General features: G+C 54.1%; 14 protein-coding genes and 1 tRNA gene. 8 read left to right on the forward strand and 7 right to left on the reverse strand.

The window, feature by feature from the left end; all coding sequences use genetic code 11:
* Positions 1-19: 19 nt before the first annotated feature.
* Positions 20-2,035, forward strand: a complete 2,016-nt coding sequence (locus JHD62_RS05790; RefSeq protein ID WP_199102128.1) for a UvrD-helicase domain-containing protein — start codon at positions 20-22, stop codon at positions 2,033-2,035.
* A 71-nt stretch (positions 2,036-2,106) separates the two neighbouring features.
* Here JHD62_RS05790 and JHD62_RS05795 read toward each other — a convergent pair whose 3' ends face one another.
* Positions 2,107-2,850: a cytochrome c5 family protein gene (locus JHD62_RS05795; RefSeq protein WP_199102129.1), complete on the reverse strand. Its 744-nt coding sequence runs from the start codon at positions 2,848-2,850 to the stop codon at positions 2,107-2,109.
* Positions 2,851-2,990: 140 nt separating this feature from the next.
* On the opposite strand from JHD62_RS05795, the gene JHD62_RS05800 reads away from it, so the two are divergent.
* Together JHD62_RS05800 and JHD62_RS05805 are read left to right on the forward strand one after the other, a co-directional pair.
* A tRNA-Arg gene (locus JHD62_RS05800) sits at positions 2,991-3,067 on the forward strand.
* 267 nt (positions 3,068-3,334) lie between these two features.
* On the forward strand, positions 3,335-3,913 hold the full coding sequence (locus tag JHD62_RS05805) for a site-specific integrase (protein WP_199102130.1): 579 nt from the start codon (positions 3,335-3,337) through the stop codon (positions 3,911-3,913).
* Between the two features lie 242 nt (positions 3,914-4,155).
* Here JHD62_RS05805 and JHD62_RS05810 read toward each other — a convergent pair whose 3' ends face one another.
* On the reverse strand, positions 4,156-4,572 hold the full coding sequence (locus tag JHD62_RS05810) for a MerR family transcriptional regulator (protein ID WP_370541035.1): 417 nt from the start codon (positions 4,570-4,572) through the stop codon (positions 4,156-4,158).
* 124 nt (positions 4,573-4,696) lie between these two features.
* On the opposite strand from JHD62_RS05810, the gene JHD62_RS05815 reads away from it, so the two are divergent.
* The gene (locus JHD62_RS05815; protein WP_199102132.1) at positions 4,697-5,758 is read left to right on the forward strand and encodes an SDR family oxidoreductase; all 1,062 of its coding nucleotides are present in this window, start codon (positions 4,697-4,699) and stop codon (positions 5,756-5,758) included.
* A gap of 155 nt (positions 5,759-5,913) precedes the next feature.
* Here the strand turns inward: JHD62_RS05815 and JHD62_RS05820 are convergent, their stop codons facing one another.
* Both JHD62_RS05820 and JHD62_RS05825 read right to left on the reverse strand, forming a co-directional pair.
* The gene (locus tag JHD62_RS05820) at positions 5,914-6,537 is read right to left on the reverse strand and encodes a glutathione S-transferase family protein (protein ID WP_199102133.1); all 624 of its coding nucleotides are present in this window, start codon (positions 6,535-6,537) and stop codon (positions 5,914-5,916) included.
* Positions 6,538-6,627: 90 nt separating this feature from the next.
* Positions 6,628-7,344 carry a YafY family protein gene (locus JHD62_RS05825; protein ID WP_199102134.1) on the reverse strand — a complete coding sequence of 239 codons (717 nt, stop codon included), beginning with the start codon at positions 7,342-7,344 and terminating at the stop codon, positions 6,628-6,630.
* A gap of 451 nt (positions 7,345-7,795) precedes the next feature.
* On the opposite strand from JHD62_RS05825, the gene JHD62_RS05830 reads away from it, so the two are divergent.
* Positions 7,796-8,062: a hypothetical protein gene (locus JHD62_RS05830; RefSeq protein WP_199102135.1), complete on the forward strand. Its 267-nt coding sequence runs from the start codon at positions 7,796-7,798 to the stop codon at positions 8,060-8,062.
* Positions 8,063-8,312: 250 nt separating this feature from the next.
* Here the strand turns inward: JHD62_RS05830 and JHD62_RS05835 are convergent, their stop codons facing one another.
* Complete coding sequence (locus JHD62_RS05835) at positions 8,313-8,597, reverse strand: hypothetical protein (RefSeq protein ID WP_199102136.1); 285 nt, start codon at positions 8,595-8,597, stop codon at positions 8,313-8,315.
* 208 nt (positions 8,598-8,805) lie between these two features.
* Between JHD62_RS05835 and JHD62_RS05840 the strand changes: the two genes are divergently transcribed.
* Both JHD62_RS05840 and JHD62_RS05845 read left to right on the forward strand, forming a co-directional pair.
* The gene (locus JHD62_RS05840; RefSeq protein WP_199102137.1) at positions 8,806-10,134 is read left to right on the forward strand and encodes a hypothetical protein; all 1,329 of its coding nucleotides are present in this window, start codon (positions 8,806-8,808) and stop codon (positions 10,132-10,134) included.
* A gap of 11 nt (positions 10,135-10,145) precedes the next feature.
* Positions 10,146-10,751 (forward strand): cytochrome c, encoded by a 606-nt coding sequence (locus tag JHD62_RS05845; RefSeq protein WP_199102138.1) that lies wholly within the window; start codon positions 10,146-10,148, stop codon positions 10,749-10,751.
* Between the two features lie 224 nt (positions 10,752-10,975).
* Here JHD62_RS05845 and JHD62_RS05850 read toward each other — a convergent pair whose 3' ends face one another.
* Entirely contained in the window at positions 10,976-11,248 is a 273-nt protein-coding gene (locus tag JHD62_RS05850; protein ID WP_199102139.1) for a hypothetical protein, read from the reverse strand.
* A 184-nt stretch (positions 11,249-11,432) separates the two neighbouring features.
* Positions 11,433-12,506 carry a hypothetical protein gene (locus JHD62_RS05855; RefSeq protein ID WP_199102140.1) on the reverse strand — a complete coding sequence of 358 codons (1,074 nt, stop codon included), beginning with the start codon at positions 12,504-12,506 and terminating at the stop codon, positions 11,433-11,435.
* Positions 12,507-12,746: 240 nt separating this feature from the next.
* On the opposite strand from JHD62_RS05855, the gene JHD62_RS05860 reads away from it, so the two are divergent.
* Positions 12,747-13,937 carry a radical SAM/SPASM domain-containing protein gene (locus tag JHD62_RS05860; protein WP_199102141.1) on the forward strand — a complete coding sequence of 397 codons (1,191 nt, stop codon included), beginning with the start codon at positions 12,747-12,749 and terminating at the stop codon, positions 13,935-13,937.
* Positions 13,938-14,535 lie beyond the last annotated feature (598 nt).

Genomic DNA, 14,535 nt, shown 5'->3' on the forward strand with positions numbered 1-14,535 from the left:
CATTGCCGGAATTCCACCCATGGCCGCACCACAGCTTAATCCGCCGCAACGCGAAGCAATCCATCACCTCGACGGTCCCTTGCTGGTACTGGCCGGTGCAGGCTCCGGCAAAACGCGGGTGATTACCTACAAGATCACCCACCTGATCCGCCACGGCAATATCCCGGCACGGCATATCGCTGCCATCACCTTTACCAACAAGGCCGCGCGCGAAATGCTGGAACGGGTAGGCAAGCTGCTCACCGCCCAGGAAATCCGCGGCATTACCGTGTCCACCTTCCACTCGCTGGGCATGCAGATACTGCGCCAGGAAGCCACTCATCTCGGCTACAAGCCACAGTTTTCCATTCTGGATGCCTTTGATGCCGGCAAGATCATCGCCGACATTCTGAAAAGCACGCACAAGGACGAAGTGCGCAAGGTACAAAGCCAGATATCGCTATGGAAAAACGACCTGAAAGGCCCGGACCAGATGCTGGTGGAAGCAGAAGGCGAATGGGAAAGCATCTGCGCCCGCACCTATCTGGCCTATCAGGACACGCTGACGGCGTATCAGGCGGTGGATTTTGACGATCTCATCCGCCTGCCGGTACAGCTGTTCAAGACCCACCCGGAAGTGCTGCTCAAGTGGCAAGGCAAGCTGCATTACCTGCTGATCGACGAATATCAGGATACCAACACCTGCCAGTACCAGATGGTGAAGCTGCTTGCCGGGGTACGCGGCCAGTTCACCGCCGTGGGCGATGACGACCAGTCCATCTACGCCTGGCGCGGTGCCAATATGGAAAACCTGCGTCTGCTGCAACAGGACTACCCGCAGCTACGCATCATCAAGCTGGAGCAGAACTACCGCTCCACCGCGCGTATCCTGCGGGCGGCCAACTCGGTAATTTCCAATAATCCCAAGCTGTTCGAGAAACAGCTATGGAGCGAACTGGGCCTGGGCGAGCCCATCCACGTGGTGCAATGCAAGGACGAAGAACACGAGGCCGAACTAGTGGTGCAACGCTTGCTTGCGCACAAGTTTGAATACCGTACCGAGTTCAAGGACTACGCCATCCTGTACCGGGGAAACTACCAGGCCCGCATTTTCGAACAGGCCCTGCGCAACCAGCGCATCCCCTACCAGATGGCCGGCGGGCAAAGCTTCTTCGACAAGCCGGAAATCAAGGACGTGCTGGCCTACCTGCGCCTGCTGACCAACCCGGATGACGACCCTGCCTTCATCCGCGCCGTTACCACGCCCAAACGTGGCGTAGGAGCCGGGACACTGGAAAAACTGGGCGGCTGGGCCGGTCAGTGCGGCAAAAGCCTGTTTGCCAGCGCCTTCGAACCGGGTTTCCGGGTACAAGTGCAAAATACCCAGCTGGAACCGCTCAGTCAGTTCTGCGACTTCATCAACCGCCTGCAATACCGTGTCATCCGGGAACCGGCTGGCGAACTGGCCATGGAGCTGGTCAAGGCCATCGGCTATGAAGCCTGGCTGTATGACAGCGAGGACAGCCCGCGCATTGCCGAAACCAAATGGAAAAACGTGCTGGAGCTGGTGGCCTGGCTGGCCAAGAAGGGCGAGGCCGATGGCAAGAACCTGATCGAGCTGTCGCAGACCATCGCCCTGATCACCATGCTGGAAGGCCGCGACGAAGGCGAAGTGGATGCAGTGAAAATGTCCACCCTGCACGCATCCAAGGGGCTGGAGTATCCCTATGTCTTCCTGGTGGGAACTGAAGAAGGCATTCTGCCGCACAGCGAATCGGTGGATAACGGCATGGTGGAAGAAGAACGGCGCCTGATGTACGTGGGCATCACCCGCGCCCAGCGCATGCTCACCCTCTCCTACTGCGTGAAACGCCGCCGTGCGGGCGAATGGCAGTTTGTCGAACCATCACGCTTCATTGCCGAAATAGACGGCAGCGACCTGCGCCACTTTGGCCGCCCCGGTGCCGAACCCATTGTCAGCAAGAGCGAAGGCAAATCGCGGCTGGCCAGCCTTTCGGCCATGCTGGCGGAAAAAACCAAGCCGGCAGATAGCTGACTCTCTCTTGTCATCCAGACATAAAAAAACGCGCTGCAAGCAGCGCGTTTTTCATTGGCAGAGTGTTCTGCTTATTTGGCGTTATTCACCATGTATTCGACAGCTGCACGGAATTCCGTATCGCTACCACCGAAACCACCCTTGGGCGGCATGGCGTTCAGGCCCTTGGTGGCAATCTTCACCACTTCGTCCAGACCCACCTTGGTACGCTCAGCCCAGGCAGCCTTGTCGCCAAACTTCGGAGCACCGGCAGCACCACTGCCATGGCAAGCCACGCAAACGCTTTCGTAAATCTTCTTGCCGACCACGGCCGGGTCAGCCGGAGCACCAGCTGCAGCAGCACCACCAACCGGCGGTTCGGTAAACTTGGCACCACCTGCATTACCCATGTAGGCAACGGCACGTTTTACTTCATCGTCGGTCAGGTCAGCAGCGCCACCCTTGGCCGGCATTGCATTAAAGCCTTGCAGCGCATGCTGGGTCAGCACATCCCAACCCTTGGCAATACGCGGGCCCCAGGCACCGGCATCACCAAACTTGGGCGAACCAGCCAGGCCCTGACCGTGACAGGAAATACAAATGGCCTTGAACACCTGCTCGCCGGTACGCATGCCCGGAGGTGCATCGCTGACCTTGGCTTCGCCTACCGGTTTCAGACGAGCGGCAACAGCCTCCTTGGTCATGACCTCGGCATCAACGTTGTAACCACCGGTAGCCAGCTTGGCCAGCAACCAGATTGCCACTACCAGACCAACAACGACGCCAACCAGGACCTTGATAACCTGACCGGGAGCCATTCCGTTCTCATTACTCATTCGAGCCTCGCCTGAAAAAAATGACAATTAAGATGGAGTGGGATTATACGGTAAGCCGCGAAGCAAGGCAAAAACCATACACTGGACTCGGACATGCCCTTTGCGCTATGATCCGCCCTGCTTTGCAGCAACATCACAGCGCACCCGTAGCTCAGTTGGATAGAGTGTCAGTTTCCGAAGCTGAAGGTCACAGGTTCGATCCCTGTCGGGTGCGCCAATAAAATCAACAAGTTACCGCAATATAACTCCACGCTGCCACACTCAAAATACCTCTAGGGGACTTCCTGGGGGACTCCTAGTATTTCTCGATCTGCAGCCCAGCCCTTATCCCTGAAATTCCCCTTGCTCTCTCTTTTGCGTAGCCGTTACTAGTTTCTTCAAATTTTCTTTCGAAGAATGTGTTGTGGCAGTGACAACCAGCTACGCTAACGGTCCACCAATCTCCAAGTCCTTGCGTACCTAGCAATCCACACCGCGCAAGGCCTTGCATCAGGACGACCTACCAGACTTTCTCAAGCGCTTGGCCAGCTACGATGGCAACAAGCAGACTGCCCTGATGATGGAACTGGCCCTACTCACCTTCACCCGGGTGGGTGAACTATCACCGGCCAGGTGGGAAGAGATCGACTTTGATAAAGCCCTGTGGACCATTCCACCAGAGCACCGCAAGCTGCAGGAGAAATTCAAGAACACCGCTCCACCGCACTTGGTCCCACTATCTAGCCGAGCTTTAGCAGTACTACGCAGCATAGAAGTGATCAGTGGTGGACCTGAGCATATTTTCCCCAACCGTAACGACCCACGCCGCCCGATGTCGCTAGAAACCCTACGTAGAGCCCTGCACAGCATGGGCTACAAGGGAAAGGCCGATGTACACGGTTTCAGAGCGACAGCATCGACCATCCTGAACGAAGAAGGCTTCAACCCGGACGCGATCGAACGTCAGCTATCACACGTTGAGACTAACAAGGTGCGTGCTGCTTACAACCGAGCAGAGTACATGGAGGAGAGAATCAAGATGATGAAATGGTGGGCTGAATTTCTGGTAAGCCAGAACCAATAAGCGCGTATTCCGGAGCAACCAGGACAGGTTTTCCATCAAATATTGGATACCTGTTCCAGCTAAACCTGAATGGCTGGGGTGGCTCAAATTGGTCGATTTGTAAAATTGGTCGCTCACTTACGATACATCCGCTTGGTCGGCGGTAGTTCGGCCTAAGCGGTCCTTCCGAGGCTTGCTAGGCAACGGCCGGTTTACACAGAATGTCGGACACGCTCCTTGTTGGGCTACAAAACTAAGTGCTCTCACTGTCCGGTGATGGGAGCGGTGGCTGTTATATCTTTAACGACCACTATGCCTGTTGATTGACACTCGTCACGAATGCCGGCCAGAGCCAATTTGAGTTCGCTTGAAAGCTCTTGCAGTTCCAGGATCTTTCGATCGACCACACCAATCTTGTCGGCAAGAATGGCGCGCTTCTGGTCCGGTCTGAAGCTGTGATTGGCCCATGCGTCCAGCAACTCTTGGATTTCTCCCAGTGAAAACCCCAAAGCCTTGGCCTGCTTGATCAGGCCCAAGCGTCGAACAGATGACGCATTGTAACGACGGTAGCCGTGGCGGCCTTCTGGTCCGCGTTCGGGCCTGATAAGGCCTATCCGCTCGTAGAAACGAATAGCATCACGAGTCATCCCCGTCTGCTCGGCCAATTCTCCGATTCGCACGATCGAACTCTCCCGATAAATTTAGTCTTGACCCTGGACTATACACCAATGTTTACAGTGCCCTTTTCAACAGCCTTGGCTGGCTTTCGAAGTGCCCCTCATGGGCTGACGATCAGGGAAAAACATGACGCAAGAAAAAATCGCATTTGTCACGGGTGCTACCGGGTTGCTAGGTAACAATCTTGTTCGTTTACTGCTAACGAAAGGCTATCGGGTCAAGGCTTTAGCCAGGTCAAAACTGAAAGCCAAGGAGCAGTTCGGGGAGCTGATAGGCAACCGTTTGGAGGTGGTGCCGGGCGATCTCACGCGTGTCGAGGGGTTTGCCGCAGCATTGCAGGGCTGCGATGTCATGTTTCATACCGCGGCTTACTTTCGTGAAAGCTACAAAGGTGGCCGCCATCTGGCCGCCCTGCGCAAGACCAATGTCGAGGGCACGCAAAACCTGCTTGACGAGGCATACGCAGCTGGCATTCGACGCATGGTCCATATCAGCTCCATTGCAGTATTGGGCCGCAATGATTCTGGATTGACCGACGAGAGCATGGTGCTACCCATCGCAGAGGCACCGGATGACTATTACCGCAGCAAGATTGAAACTGACGAGGTGATATTCACTTTTCTCGATAGTCACCCGGATATGCACATTTCCCTTGTCTTGCCCGGCTGGATGCATGGCCCGGGCGATCTTGGCCCCACTTCGGCCGGGCAGTTCGTAGCGGATTACCTGCAGCAGAAAATTCCGGGTGTGGTCGATGCGGCTTTCTCCGTGGTGGATGCCCGCGATGTGGCGCAAGTCGCTTTGGCAGCCAGTAAAATGGGGGAGCGGGGCGAGCGCTATCTGGCCGCCGGCCATCCAGTCAGCATGGCCAGTCTTTTGCAGGCGATGGAGTCGGTCAGCAGCGTACCCGCCCCGCGCCGTAAACTGCCGCGCACCATGTTGTATGTCATCGCTTTTTTGCAGGAGGTTTATGCACGGCTGACGGGTAGGCCGGTATTACTCAGCCTGGCTACGGTAAACAATATAGCGAACGACTACGGAAGAAAATTCTCGGCGGACAAAATCAGGAGGCGCTTCGGTCTGGGCTTCAGACCCATGGCAGAAACGTTGGCAGACGAGGTGATGTGGATCCAGCAAAGAGCCACGCGCGGGGAAATGCACCTGCCTGGCAAAGTACACCCAGGTTAATAACTACGAGCAGTCGGTCATTCCAGATGGGATAGATGACGGCTTGGGCCGATCTGCCGCTGGCCAGGTACTCGCACCGCTATGGTAGTTACTGCTTTACGGAGCCAGGTTGACATTGTGAATCCGGCAACACCTTGTCTGAATCAGTCTGCCTGTCAGCTCGGGGCTTGCTCCGTTTCCTGCCAGCAATCCAGTGCCTGAATCTGCTGGAACCATCGCCCAATTTGGCTAAATTGCATGAGTGGAAGCTTGGCACGATGCCAATCGCCCAGCGGTGCTGCAATAGCAAGATCAGCAAGAGACAGTCGGCTACCACTAATCCATTCCCGCCCGACAAGATGTGTGTCGAGAACCTGGCAAGCCTCGACAAACATCGCTTCAGCGCGCGCCACTTCAGTCTGGATGGCGAGCCCTAGGCCTGCCATCCCCTTGATTGAATTTTCCCAATTAAGGCTGCTGATCGCCGGCATCAGATGTTGGCCGCACCAGAACATCCAGCGGCTCGCATCTGCACGTTGTTGTGCTGTTTCAGGATGCAGGGACTGATCCTGCGCCAACTCGGCCAGGTACTGCATGATGGCGTAAGACTCCCAGAGCACATATTCGTCGTCTTCAAGAACGGGAACCTGATGATTCGGGTTCAGCTTCAAGAAGGGTGGCGTATTTTGCTCGCCACGAAACAGGTCAACCGATATCAGCTCAAGCGGTATGCCAAGATGGCGTGCCACGAGAAGCACCCGGCGGCTACAAGAAGAAAGAGGATGGTAGTAAAGACGCATGGCACACTCCAGTGGTTGATCAAAGTGATGCCATCGTATTCGCAGTTACTGACAGTTTCTGTCAGCAGTCATGCTGTTGTTAATCTGGGCCTAGTTGTTTTTGCCGATTTTGTTGCTGCTGGCCTGCTGGTAGGCATCACATGTCCGCCACTCTTTCAGCAAGTCTTGCTTTCTGCGCGGATAGTGATCTTGGGTAATGAGTAGTGTCGAGATCCGGTCTGTCCTGAAGTGCCGGAAATCCTGACGCACTTCACACCACCCAGCCAGCATGCGCACATGATCGAAATAGCCTAACGCCAGTGGCCAGATTGTTCGCTGCGTGACATTGCCCTGCATATCACAATAGTCGATACGCAGTTTGTACTCACTCCGAATGGCCCGACGGATTATCGATAAGTCGACTACATCAGTTTCCGCCTGTGAAGCTGTTCCCACCATCAGAGAGCTGCTATCCAGGTTATGGCGCAATTCTTGTGGCAGAACTGAGGAAATCTTGGCTAGTGCATTCTTTGCCGCACTGCCCAGATGCGTGTCTGTTCGTTTGGCTACCCAGTTCGATCCAAGTACCAGCGCTTCAATTTCCTCTGCAGTGAACATCAAGGGCGGCAACATGAATCCAGGCCGCAAGATATATCCCAGCCCAGGTTCACCCTCAATATTGGCACCTTGTGCCTGCAAAGTGGCGATATCACGGTAAAGTGTTCGCAGACTGACCCCAAGCTCATCGGCGAGGCTGGCCCCGGTGACAGGGAAGCGGTGGTGCCGCAAGGCTTGAAGTAGGGTAAACAATCTTTCCGTACGAGACATGAACACTCTGCTAGGCGATCAGGATTCACCATTCTGTCATATCTGGTCAGGCGCCAAGCATTCATTTCCGGGGGTAATAACGGCATTCATTCCAGATCAGGCCGGGTTGCGGCCAACCCCGTCACGCATCCAGCAAACTGAAAAGGCTGCTGCGAACCGATAGCAGTCAGGCTGGCGTAACAGCATTGTTACTGTTCTGGCCAAGCTGCCGTCGATCAGGCTGAAGAAGCTCAGTTGGTCGGCTACACCCACCTTAGCTTTATTCTGTATCGGTGCCGGGTTGTACTTAAAGTTCGTTACGACTGTTTAAGCAAAATCCTCAGCATGTCTTCTCATTATTTGATAAATGTTCAAAATACTGCTCCAGTTTTCTAGAAAACTGTCGAAAACAAAATGCAGCGGAAGTTTTACATTTCTTTTCTAAAATGAGTCATTCTTAGGAGGCGAACTTATGTCCATCGCACCCATTTCCGCTTCAGCGGGACAATCCGTTGCTCCGGTCAGCAGTAAGTCGGTTGCTTCTACAAGTGATACCGATAATGACACAAAGACCAGTAGTACCCAGCCCAAGCCCATAGTCGACAAAGTTACGATAAGTCCTGCCGCCAAAGCCCTACAAGAAGCCACTGAAACAGCCGCGCAGACTGCTAAAGAGGCCAATTCCGGGGATGCTCAAGCAAAACGCAAACTAGCCACGGAAAATGCAAGCAAAGCGTAGTTTTTCTCTAGGCTAAGCTTTCCACTTTGAGATAAAAAGGCCGCTCTTATAGTGGCCTTTTCCATTCGGATTAAGCACATTTGCATTTGACATGAATCGTCCTAGCTCCCGCAGACAGTTCGAAGCGACACTTTAGCTACGCATACCTACCGCTTGATACACGGCGGCTGGATGGCAGTTTTAGCCGGACTTGGGTCAATATCTTCAGAAAGTTGGGATGACAAGCTTCTGTTATTGAGGTTGCCAGACTCTACAGCACCTTCGCCAGCAGTCGGACCAGGCGGCTTGCGTGATAATGGCCGGGGTGCTCCATGGGGTGATCGACATACAGCAAAGCCAGAGCGATCAGAGCCCCAGCGAAATACAGCCATGTCATTTTCGAAAATCGCCTGCTCATCACATTGCTTTCATCTCGACTTACCCGTATCTGACCGGCCGTGTCGGTCATTAGTGCAAGGCCTTGTCCATTTTCATGAAGCTGCACCGCTGGCTTTTCTGCTTCGCGTCCTGCGCAGAAGGATTGTATGCCGCTCATGCCGGCATTGCATCAATGCCTTGCCACACCAGACAGGGCATGGTCGATGAAATCCGGTTCAAGCCGAATAAGAATGCGATATTTACAACAATTAACATGCCATTTATTTGCGGCAAATCAATAGATGTCCTGCGCCGAATGCGCATTTCCAGATAAGGCTTAGGCTTGCATTAGGTAGTTCGCCTTAGAACAATTATGGGAGCTGGACATGAAAAAACTCTACCGCCTCGCCTACTTGTCTGTTTTGTATCCCTTGTTGATGTTGATCTTCCAGCAGCAGGCTCTTGCCTTGCCCAGCTATGCACGGCAAACAGGCGAAGCGTGTGTCGCCTGTCATGTCAGCTTCCCCGAACTGACGCCTTACGGTCGGTTGTTCAAATTATCCGGCTATACGCTAGGTACCACACAGCTGTTTCCCGTTGCCGCGATGGCAGTGGCCTCTGTCAGCAAGGTGTCCAATACGCAGGGCAATGACAGCAGCTACCCGCGCAATAACCAATTGCAGCTGGAAGGCGGCAGCCTGTTCATTGCGGGCAAGCTTGGTGACCACGCAGGCATGTTTTCCCAATGGACTTACAACAATCTCAACAGCACAACCCAAGCGGATGGCAGCACGGCCTTCAATGGCAAAACCACGGTTGATAACAATGATTGGCGGCTGAGTTGGCATCTTGCCAAGGCCGACCTGGATTTGATCTACGGTCTGACACTGAATAACAATCCGACGGTGCAGGATGTATGGAACTCCACCCCGGCATTCGGCTATCCCTACCAGTCATCGCGACTGGCCAGCGTATGGGGCATCGGGCCACAGGCAACCCTGATTGAAGGCGGGCTGGCCCAGCAAGTAGCCGGACTCAGCGCCTATGCTTTTCTCAACAAGAACTGGTATGCCGAAATAGGTAGCTATCGCGTGGCAGATGGCCCGTTCTCCTTCCTCAGCCATGGCGTAGACCTGAGCAACCGTCTTAGTGGCAATAATCCGTACTTGCGCTTTGCCTATAACCTGGATTGGGGCATGCACTCCCTTGCTGTCGGCGTATTTGGCATGGATGCCAAAGTCCATACCGATGGCACCGATATCAATTCACCGCTCGACCATTACCACGACCGTGGCATTGACATGCAGTACCAGTATTTGTCCGATCCGCATATTTTCACCACCCAGCTCTCTTATATCCATGAGAGTACCGACTGGGATGCCTCGCATATCGGCAATGACCGGGCAACCGCCAACAGCAAACTGAATAGTTTTCGCGCCAAGGCAAGCTATTGGTATCAGCACACCTACGGGCTGAGCATCGGTTATTTTGGCGAGCATGGTACGACAGACTGGACGGCCTGGAGCAATACCGGTAGTCCGGACACCACCGGTTATATCCTGGAATTGAACTACATGATCAAGCCCAACTGGCGCGTTGGCTTGCAATATACCGGCTACACCAAATACCAGGGAGCTAGTCTCAACTACGATGGCAATGGGCGTAATGCACGGGACAATAACACGACCTATCTTTATACGTGGATAGCTTTCTAGGAGCGATGGCCATGAAAATCACTAAAATTGCGCTGTTCGGGATGATTTCCCTGCTTCCCCTGCAAGTCATCGCGGCAGGTAGTGCAGAAGATCTGGCGCGGCAGTGGTGTGCCAATTGCCATACCGCAGATGGCAATAGCAGCTCGCCCCTGTTCCCGCGCCTGGCCGGACAGCAGGCAGGCTATATCGTCAAGCAGCTGCAGGCGCTCAAGAACCATAGCCGCAGTGATGAATCTGCCCATGACTATATGTGGGGAATAGCCGCGACGCTGGATGACAAGACCATTGCCGACATCGCGGAGTATTTCTCCAGCCAGAAACCCCTGCCAAATACGGCAGCAGTAGAGGCAGGGCTTGCCACACAGGGAGCGCAACTGTTCCGTAACGGCAATGAAGCCAAGGGCACACCGCCCTGCATGGCCTGCCATGGCCCCAACGGCGAGGGGAGTGAAGTCGGACCGCGACTGGCGGGCCAACATGCGGCCTATGTGGAAAAACAATTGCATGTATTTGCCAGTACGCAACGACCTTCTGCGGTAGAGATGCAGGCGATTGTCAAAACACTGGATGACAAGGAAATTCAGGCACTGGCGGCTTATCTACAGGCTCTGCATTAGCCGTGCAGAGTGAGTTTCTCGGTCATAGATCCAAGGGAGGGGGGCCGCAGCGCTGAGTAAACCGGTCATTATTACAGGCCATTGTCACTGACCGCGTTGGCCGAACTCAAGCTATTCCTGCCATGCATAGCCCGGACTGTTCTTCTCAGCGCCTGCGCGCGTGTAAGGCGCCACACCGGTGTGTGTACGCTAGTGCTACGCGAGGTAGCCTGGCCACTGCCGTGCTATTCATGCGTAATTCCCTGGCTTGCAGGTGTGGAGAGTTTCTGCTGAATTAATGTCAGGGTGCGACGCCGAATCCATCCGCTGGCCAGGCGGATTGCCAGCCAGTAAGGCGTAAATAGCATTTTTGTACGTGTATTTGCGCAATACACGAAGGTCTCGGTCCGAAGCGTGTGGCTGGCATGCGGATGTGCAATGACCTGAAAGCGCAGCACCAGTTTGGCTAAGCGTGGATCGTTCTGGGCCTCGAATTCCCGGGCAGTCGGGACAATCAAGAAATTGTCATGAATGCAAGTCTATGCAAGCTGTGCTTGACGACTACCCTGAAATGAAAACACTCCGCCTGATGGCAGAGTGCTCTAACAGCTGACGCAGTCGGTTTTCGGTCAGAGCCGCCGTTCTGTAGTACAGAAGCCCGTGGCAGCCATATACAGATTCCAGACATGCTCGCTTTGCCGCTTATTTCCCAACGCCGTAGGTCAACAGTACGAAGCTGTCTGGCTGATAAAAATTGGGATAGAAAAAAGAAGGTGCACGATTAACCTTCTTGCCCGGATCCTGCACCCCTTCGGCCGTTACCAGGTAGAGTTTCTTGGTCTGGGGATCCATTGCCATCGTACGCGCACTGGGGCGCGTCATGACCGACTGTGTCATCTCGTAGTGATCAGGATCCTTTTGCCCGAACACCACCAGATTGCTCTCGATGCCATTGCTGGCAAACACTTGCTTGGTATCTGCGTCGTAAATCACTTCGTCTACGCCGCGTCCAAGCGTCAAGGTTGCCACTTGATGGCCATTCTTGCCATCCAGCACCAGCAGCACGGGCTTGTCACCGCGACAGCCGACGAAGATACGCTCATGATCCTTGTCTATGGCCACGCTATTGGACTGAATGCAGGACACCGGCCACTCATCGCTTACCATCATCTTGGCCATATCCAGGCGAATAACACGATTTTTGTCGCGCAATGCAAACAGGATATTGCCTTTGCCATCAGCAACCGGGCGTTCGAGCTTTTCTCCGTCCACTTTTACCCGCCCCAGTTCACTACCATCACGTGCATTCAGAATCAGCACGGTGGAGTCGTCGCCCATCATGAAGGCGACACGGTGGGTGACCGGGTCATAAACATTGCCGTCGGCATTACTGCCAAACTTGATGCGCTTAACCAAGGAAAAGTCGGCCAGTCTGAACAGGGTGGTGGAACCATCCTCGTTACTGGTAAAACCCAGGCCTTCGGCAGTGGCCAGCGCTGTATCGCCCGCGTGTTCGGTACCGGGAATCTTCGATTTCACCACTTGCATGTGTTTGACATCGACAACACTGACGCCGTCTGCATGGCGATTGATAAACAGATATTGCCGGCTTGCATCGAAAGTCAGATAGTCCCAGCTAGGTTGCGGTGTGCTGAGTTTCAGTGTCGATTGCAACTGGTAATAGCCATTACCATCAGCGGCGAGTGCTGCCTGGCTTGATGCGCCGCACAAGGCAGCCAAGGCAACCAGTTTCCACAGCATTTTCCTTGCCTTCATCTTGAATCTCCTCCTGTTGTCATTGTCGTGACCTGCACTTGCCATGTACATGGCCAGACCAGTCTGCCGCCAAACGCCAGCGGGTCGATATTGGGGATTTCCCATCGCAGCAGGTCGGCAGGAAAGGCTCCGCCAATCGATAGGCCAGGGCGGTGGGAATAACCTCGTACTTGGTGCACATCAAGGAACAAACCATGCCATGAGGGCAATATGGCCGGTTTTCCACCCTGGAGCACACCAATGTCTTTGGTCATGTCACAAACCTATCCGGTGCACTTTCACGATTCCTGCCCTCCAAAGGCCGGAGCAGAACCGCCGATCATCGGCGCACGTGTTGAATTGCAACTATTGACCACACTGAAATGCAATCTCAAATGTACCTACTGCTCGTTGGGCGTTGGTAATGTGCTTGGCTCGCAGACCGAACTTGAATATAACGTCGACCAACTGGCAAGCTTTATTGAAACGCATCTGAACGGCAAAGATGTCTATGTAACCTTCTACGGAGGGGAACCCACGCTCAACATGAAGCTGGTACTGGAGGTGATGCAGCGTTTCCCCCATTTCCGGTATCAGCTGCAAACCAACGGCACCTTGCTGGACGACGTGCCGGCATGGGCACTGGCCAGCTTATCCAATGTGCTGGTTTCCATTGATGGCGGTGAAGCCATCACCGATGGCTACCGCGGCCGTGGCATTTACCGCCAGGTATTGCGCAATCTTGCCAAGGTACGCGACCAGCTGGGTGGCAGCCTCACCGCCCGCGTCACCTGGGGTAATGCCGATACCACATTTGATGAGCTGGACCAGCTCATCGGAGATCACTCTCCATTCGATTATCTCTATTGGCAATTCGTGGCCGACGAAATGTATGCCGGTGATTCGATCGACAAGCGCAAAGCCGTGCTTCGCCAGCTTATTGGGCGCTTCTTTTTGGACCCGACCCGGCTCTATCCTTTGATTCCGGTGATGGGCATCATCCGCAACAAGCTGTTTCCCGACCGGGCGCAGGAGCTATATGCCGGCCGCACTCAGTGTCGCGTTTCAACGCATCTGCTTAATGTCATGCCGAATGGGGAGATTTACCCCTGTCCGGACATGATGTATCTACCGAATATGAAAATGGGTGACGTCAAAGACAATAGTTTGCGTCACAGCCCTTTGCAGCACACCGCCACCATGCCCTGCCAGGAATGCGAAGCCTATGCCTGGTGCCGGGGCAATTGCATGAAAAACCTGTACCTGGGCTATGAAAAAGGCGACAGCAGGTATCGCAGCAATGTGGTGGAGCCGATTTGCGAACTGCTGCGCTTTATGGGACAAGAAATCGATCTGCATAATCCGCAAGCCTGGTTTGAAACGGCAAGCCTGGCGGTACGCAAACAAGTACGCGATTGCGAAGTGTATGAGTATGTCGAAATCATGCCATAGGCTGGCTTGGAGGATGGGGTAGCTCTCTTTAATTGAGACCGTATAGAGAGCAACCAGCATCAGGCTGATTCGCCCCTCTTTTACCAGGGGAGATCTGAACAAGTTCCGACCTTCCGCACGCCTGCCAGGAAAGCAACATACCACTGCCGTGGAAATGAGAGCACGCTGCCTGATGGTAGCGTGCTCTCAGCGCGGGTACCGGCAGTTTTTCGGCGATTCTGTTGAAAAACTATTTCGGATCTCCGTAGCAAGCTGATTTGATCGAATTTTTGCCTATTTTTTGATCAAAACACCGAGTATTTGCTCATTTCTTAGGCAAATTCGGTCGAATTTTGTATGGCTTGCTGTGTTCTGCTGAAGCAGCAGGAGTTTTTCAACACAATCCGGCCATTGCCGCCGTACAGCTTGCTGGCTCTATCGGTCGGCAATCGGGCGCTTACCTGCCACTCGTCCGAGAGTCACCATGAGCATCAGCTTCTTGATCGGGCCAACTCACACTCCCGACCCGAAGCAGTCATTTTGCTCTCTGTCCACACACAACCCTATAGCTGTACATGAGCTAGCTATCTGCGCATGAAACAGTTCCTGCTGGATGCAA

The sequence above is a fragment of the Aquitalea sp. ASV11 genome (assembly GCF_016429185.1).
Classification (GTDB): Bacteria; Pseudomonadota; Gammaproteobacteria; order Burkholderiales; family Chromobacteriaceae; genus Aquitalea; species Aquitalea pelogenes.

Bases quoted from the DNA above. Each gene is read 5' to 3' on its own strand.
- JHD62_RS05790 (WP_199102128.1), top strand. From the start codon at position 20: ATGGCCGCACCACAGCTTAATCCGCCGCAACGCGAAGCAATCCATCAC.
- JHD62_RS05795 (WP_199102129.1), bottom strand. From the start codon at position 2,850: ATGAGTAATGAGAACGGAATGGCTCCCGGTCAGGTTATCAAGGTCCTG.
- JHD62_RS05815 (WP_199102132.1), top strand. From the start codon at position 4,697: ATGACGCAAGAAAAAATCGCATTTGTCACGGGTGCTACCGGGTTGCTA.
- JHD62_RS05820 (WP_199102133.1), bottom strand. From the start codon at position 6,537: ATGCGTCTTTACTACCATCCTCTTTCTTCTTGTAGCCGCCGGGTGCTT.
- JHD62_RS05825 (WP_199102134.1), bottom strand. From the start codon at position 7,344: ATGTCTCGTACGGAAAGATTGTTTACCCTACTTCAAGCCTTGCGGCAC.
- JHD62_RS05830 (WP_199102135.1), top strand. From the start codon at position 7,796: ATGTCCATCGCACCCATTTCCGCTTCAGCGGGACAATCCGTTGCTCCG.
- JHD62_RS05835 (WP_199102136.1), bottom strand. From the start codon at position 8,597: ATGAGCGGCATACAATCCTTCTGCGCAGGACGCGAAGCAGAAAAGCCA.
- JHD62_RS05840 (WP_199102137.1), top strand. From the start codon at position 8,806: ATGAAAAAACTCTACCGCCTCGCCTACTTGTCTGTTTTGTATCCCTTG.
- JHD62_RS05845 (WP_199102138.1), top strand. From the start codon at position 10,146: ATGAAAATCACTAAAATTGCGCTGTTCGGGATGATTTCCCTGCTTCCC.
- JHD62_RS05855 (WP_199102140.1), bottom strand. From the start codon at position 12,506: ATGAAGGCAAGGAAAATGCTGTGGAAACTGGTTGCCTTGGCTGCCTTG.
- JHD62_RS05860 (WP_199102141.1), top strand. From the start codon at position 12,747: ATGTCTTTGGTCATGTCACAAACCTATCCGGTGCACTTTCACGATTCC.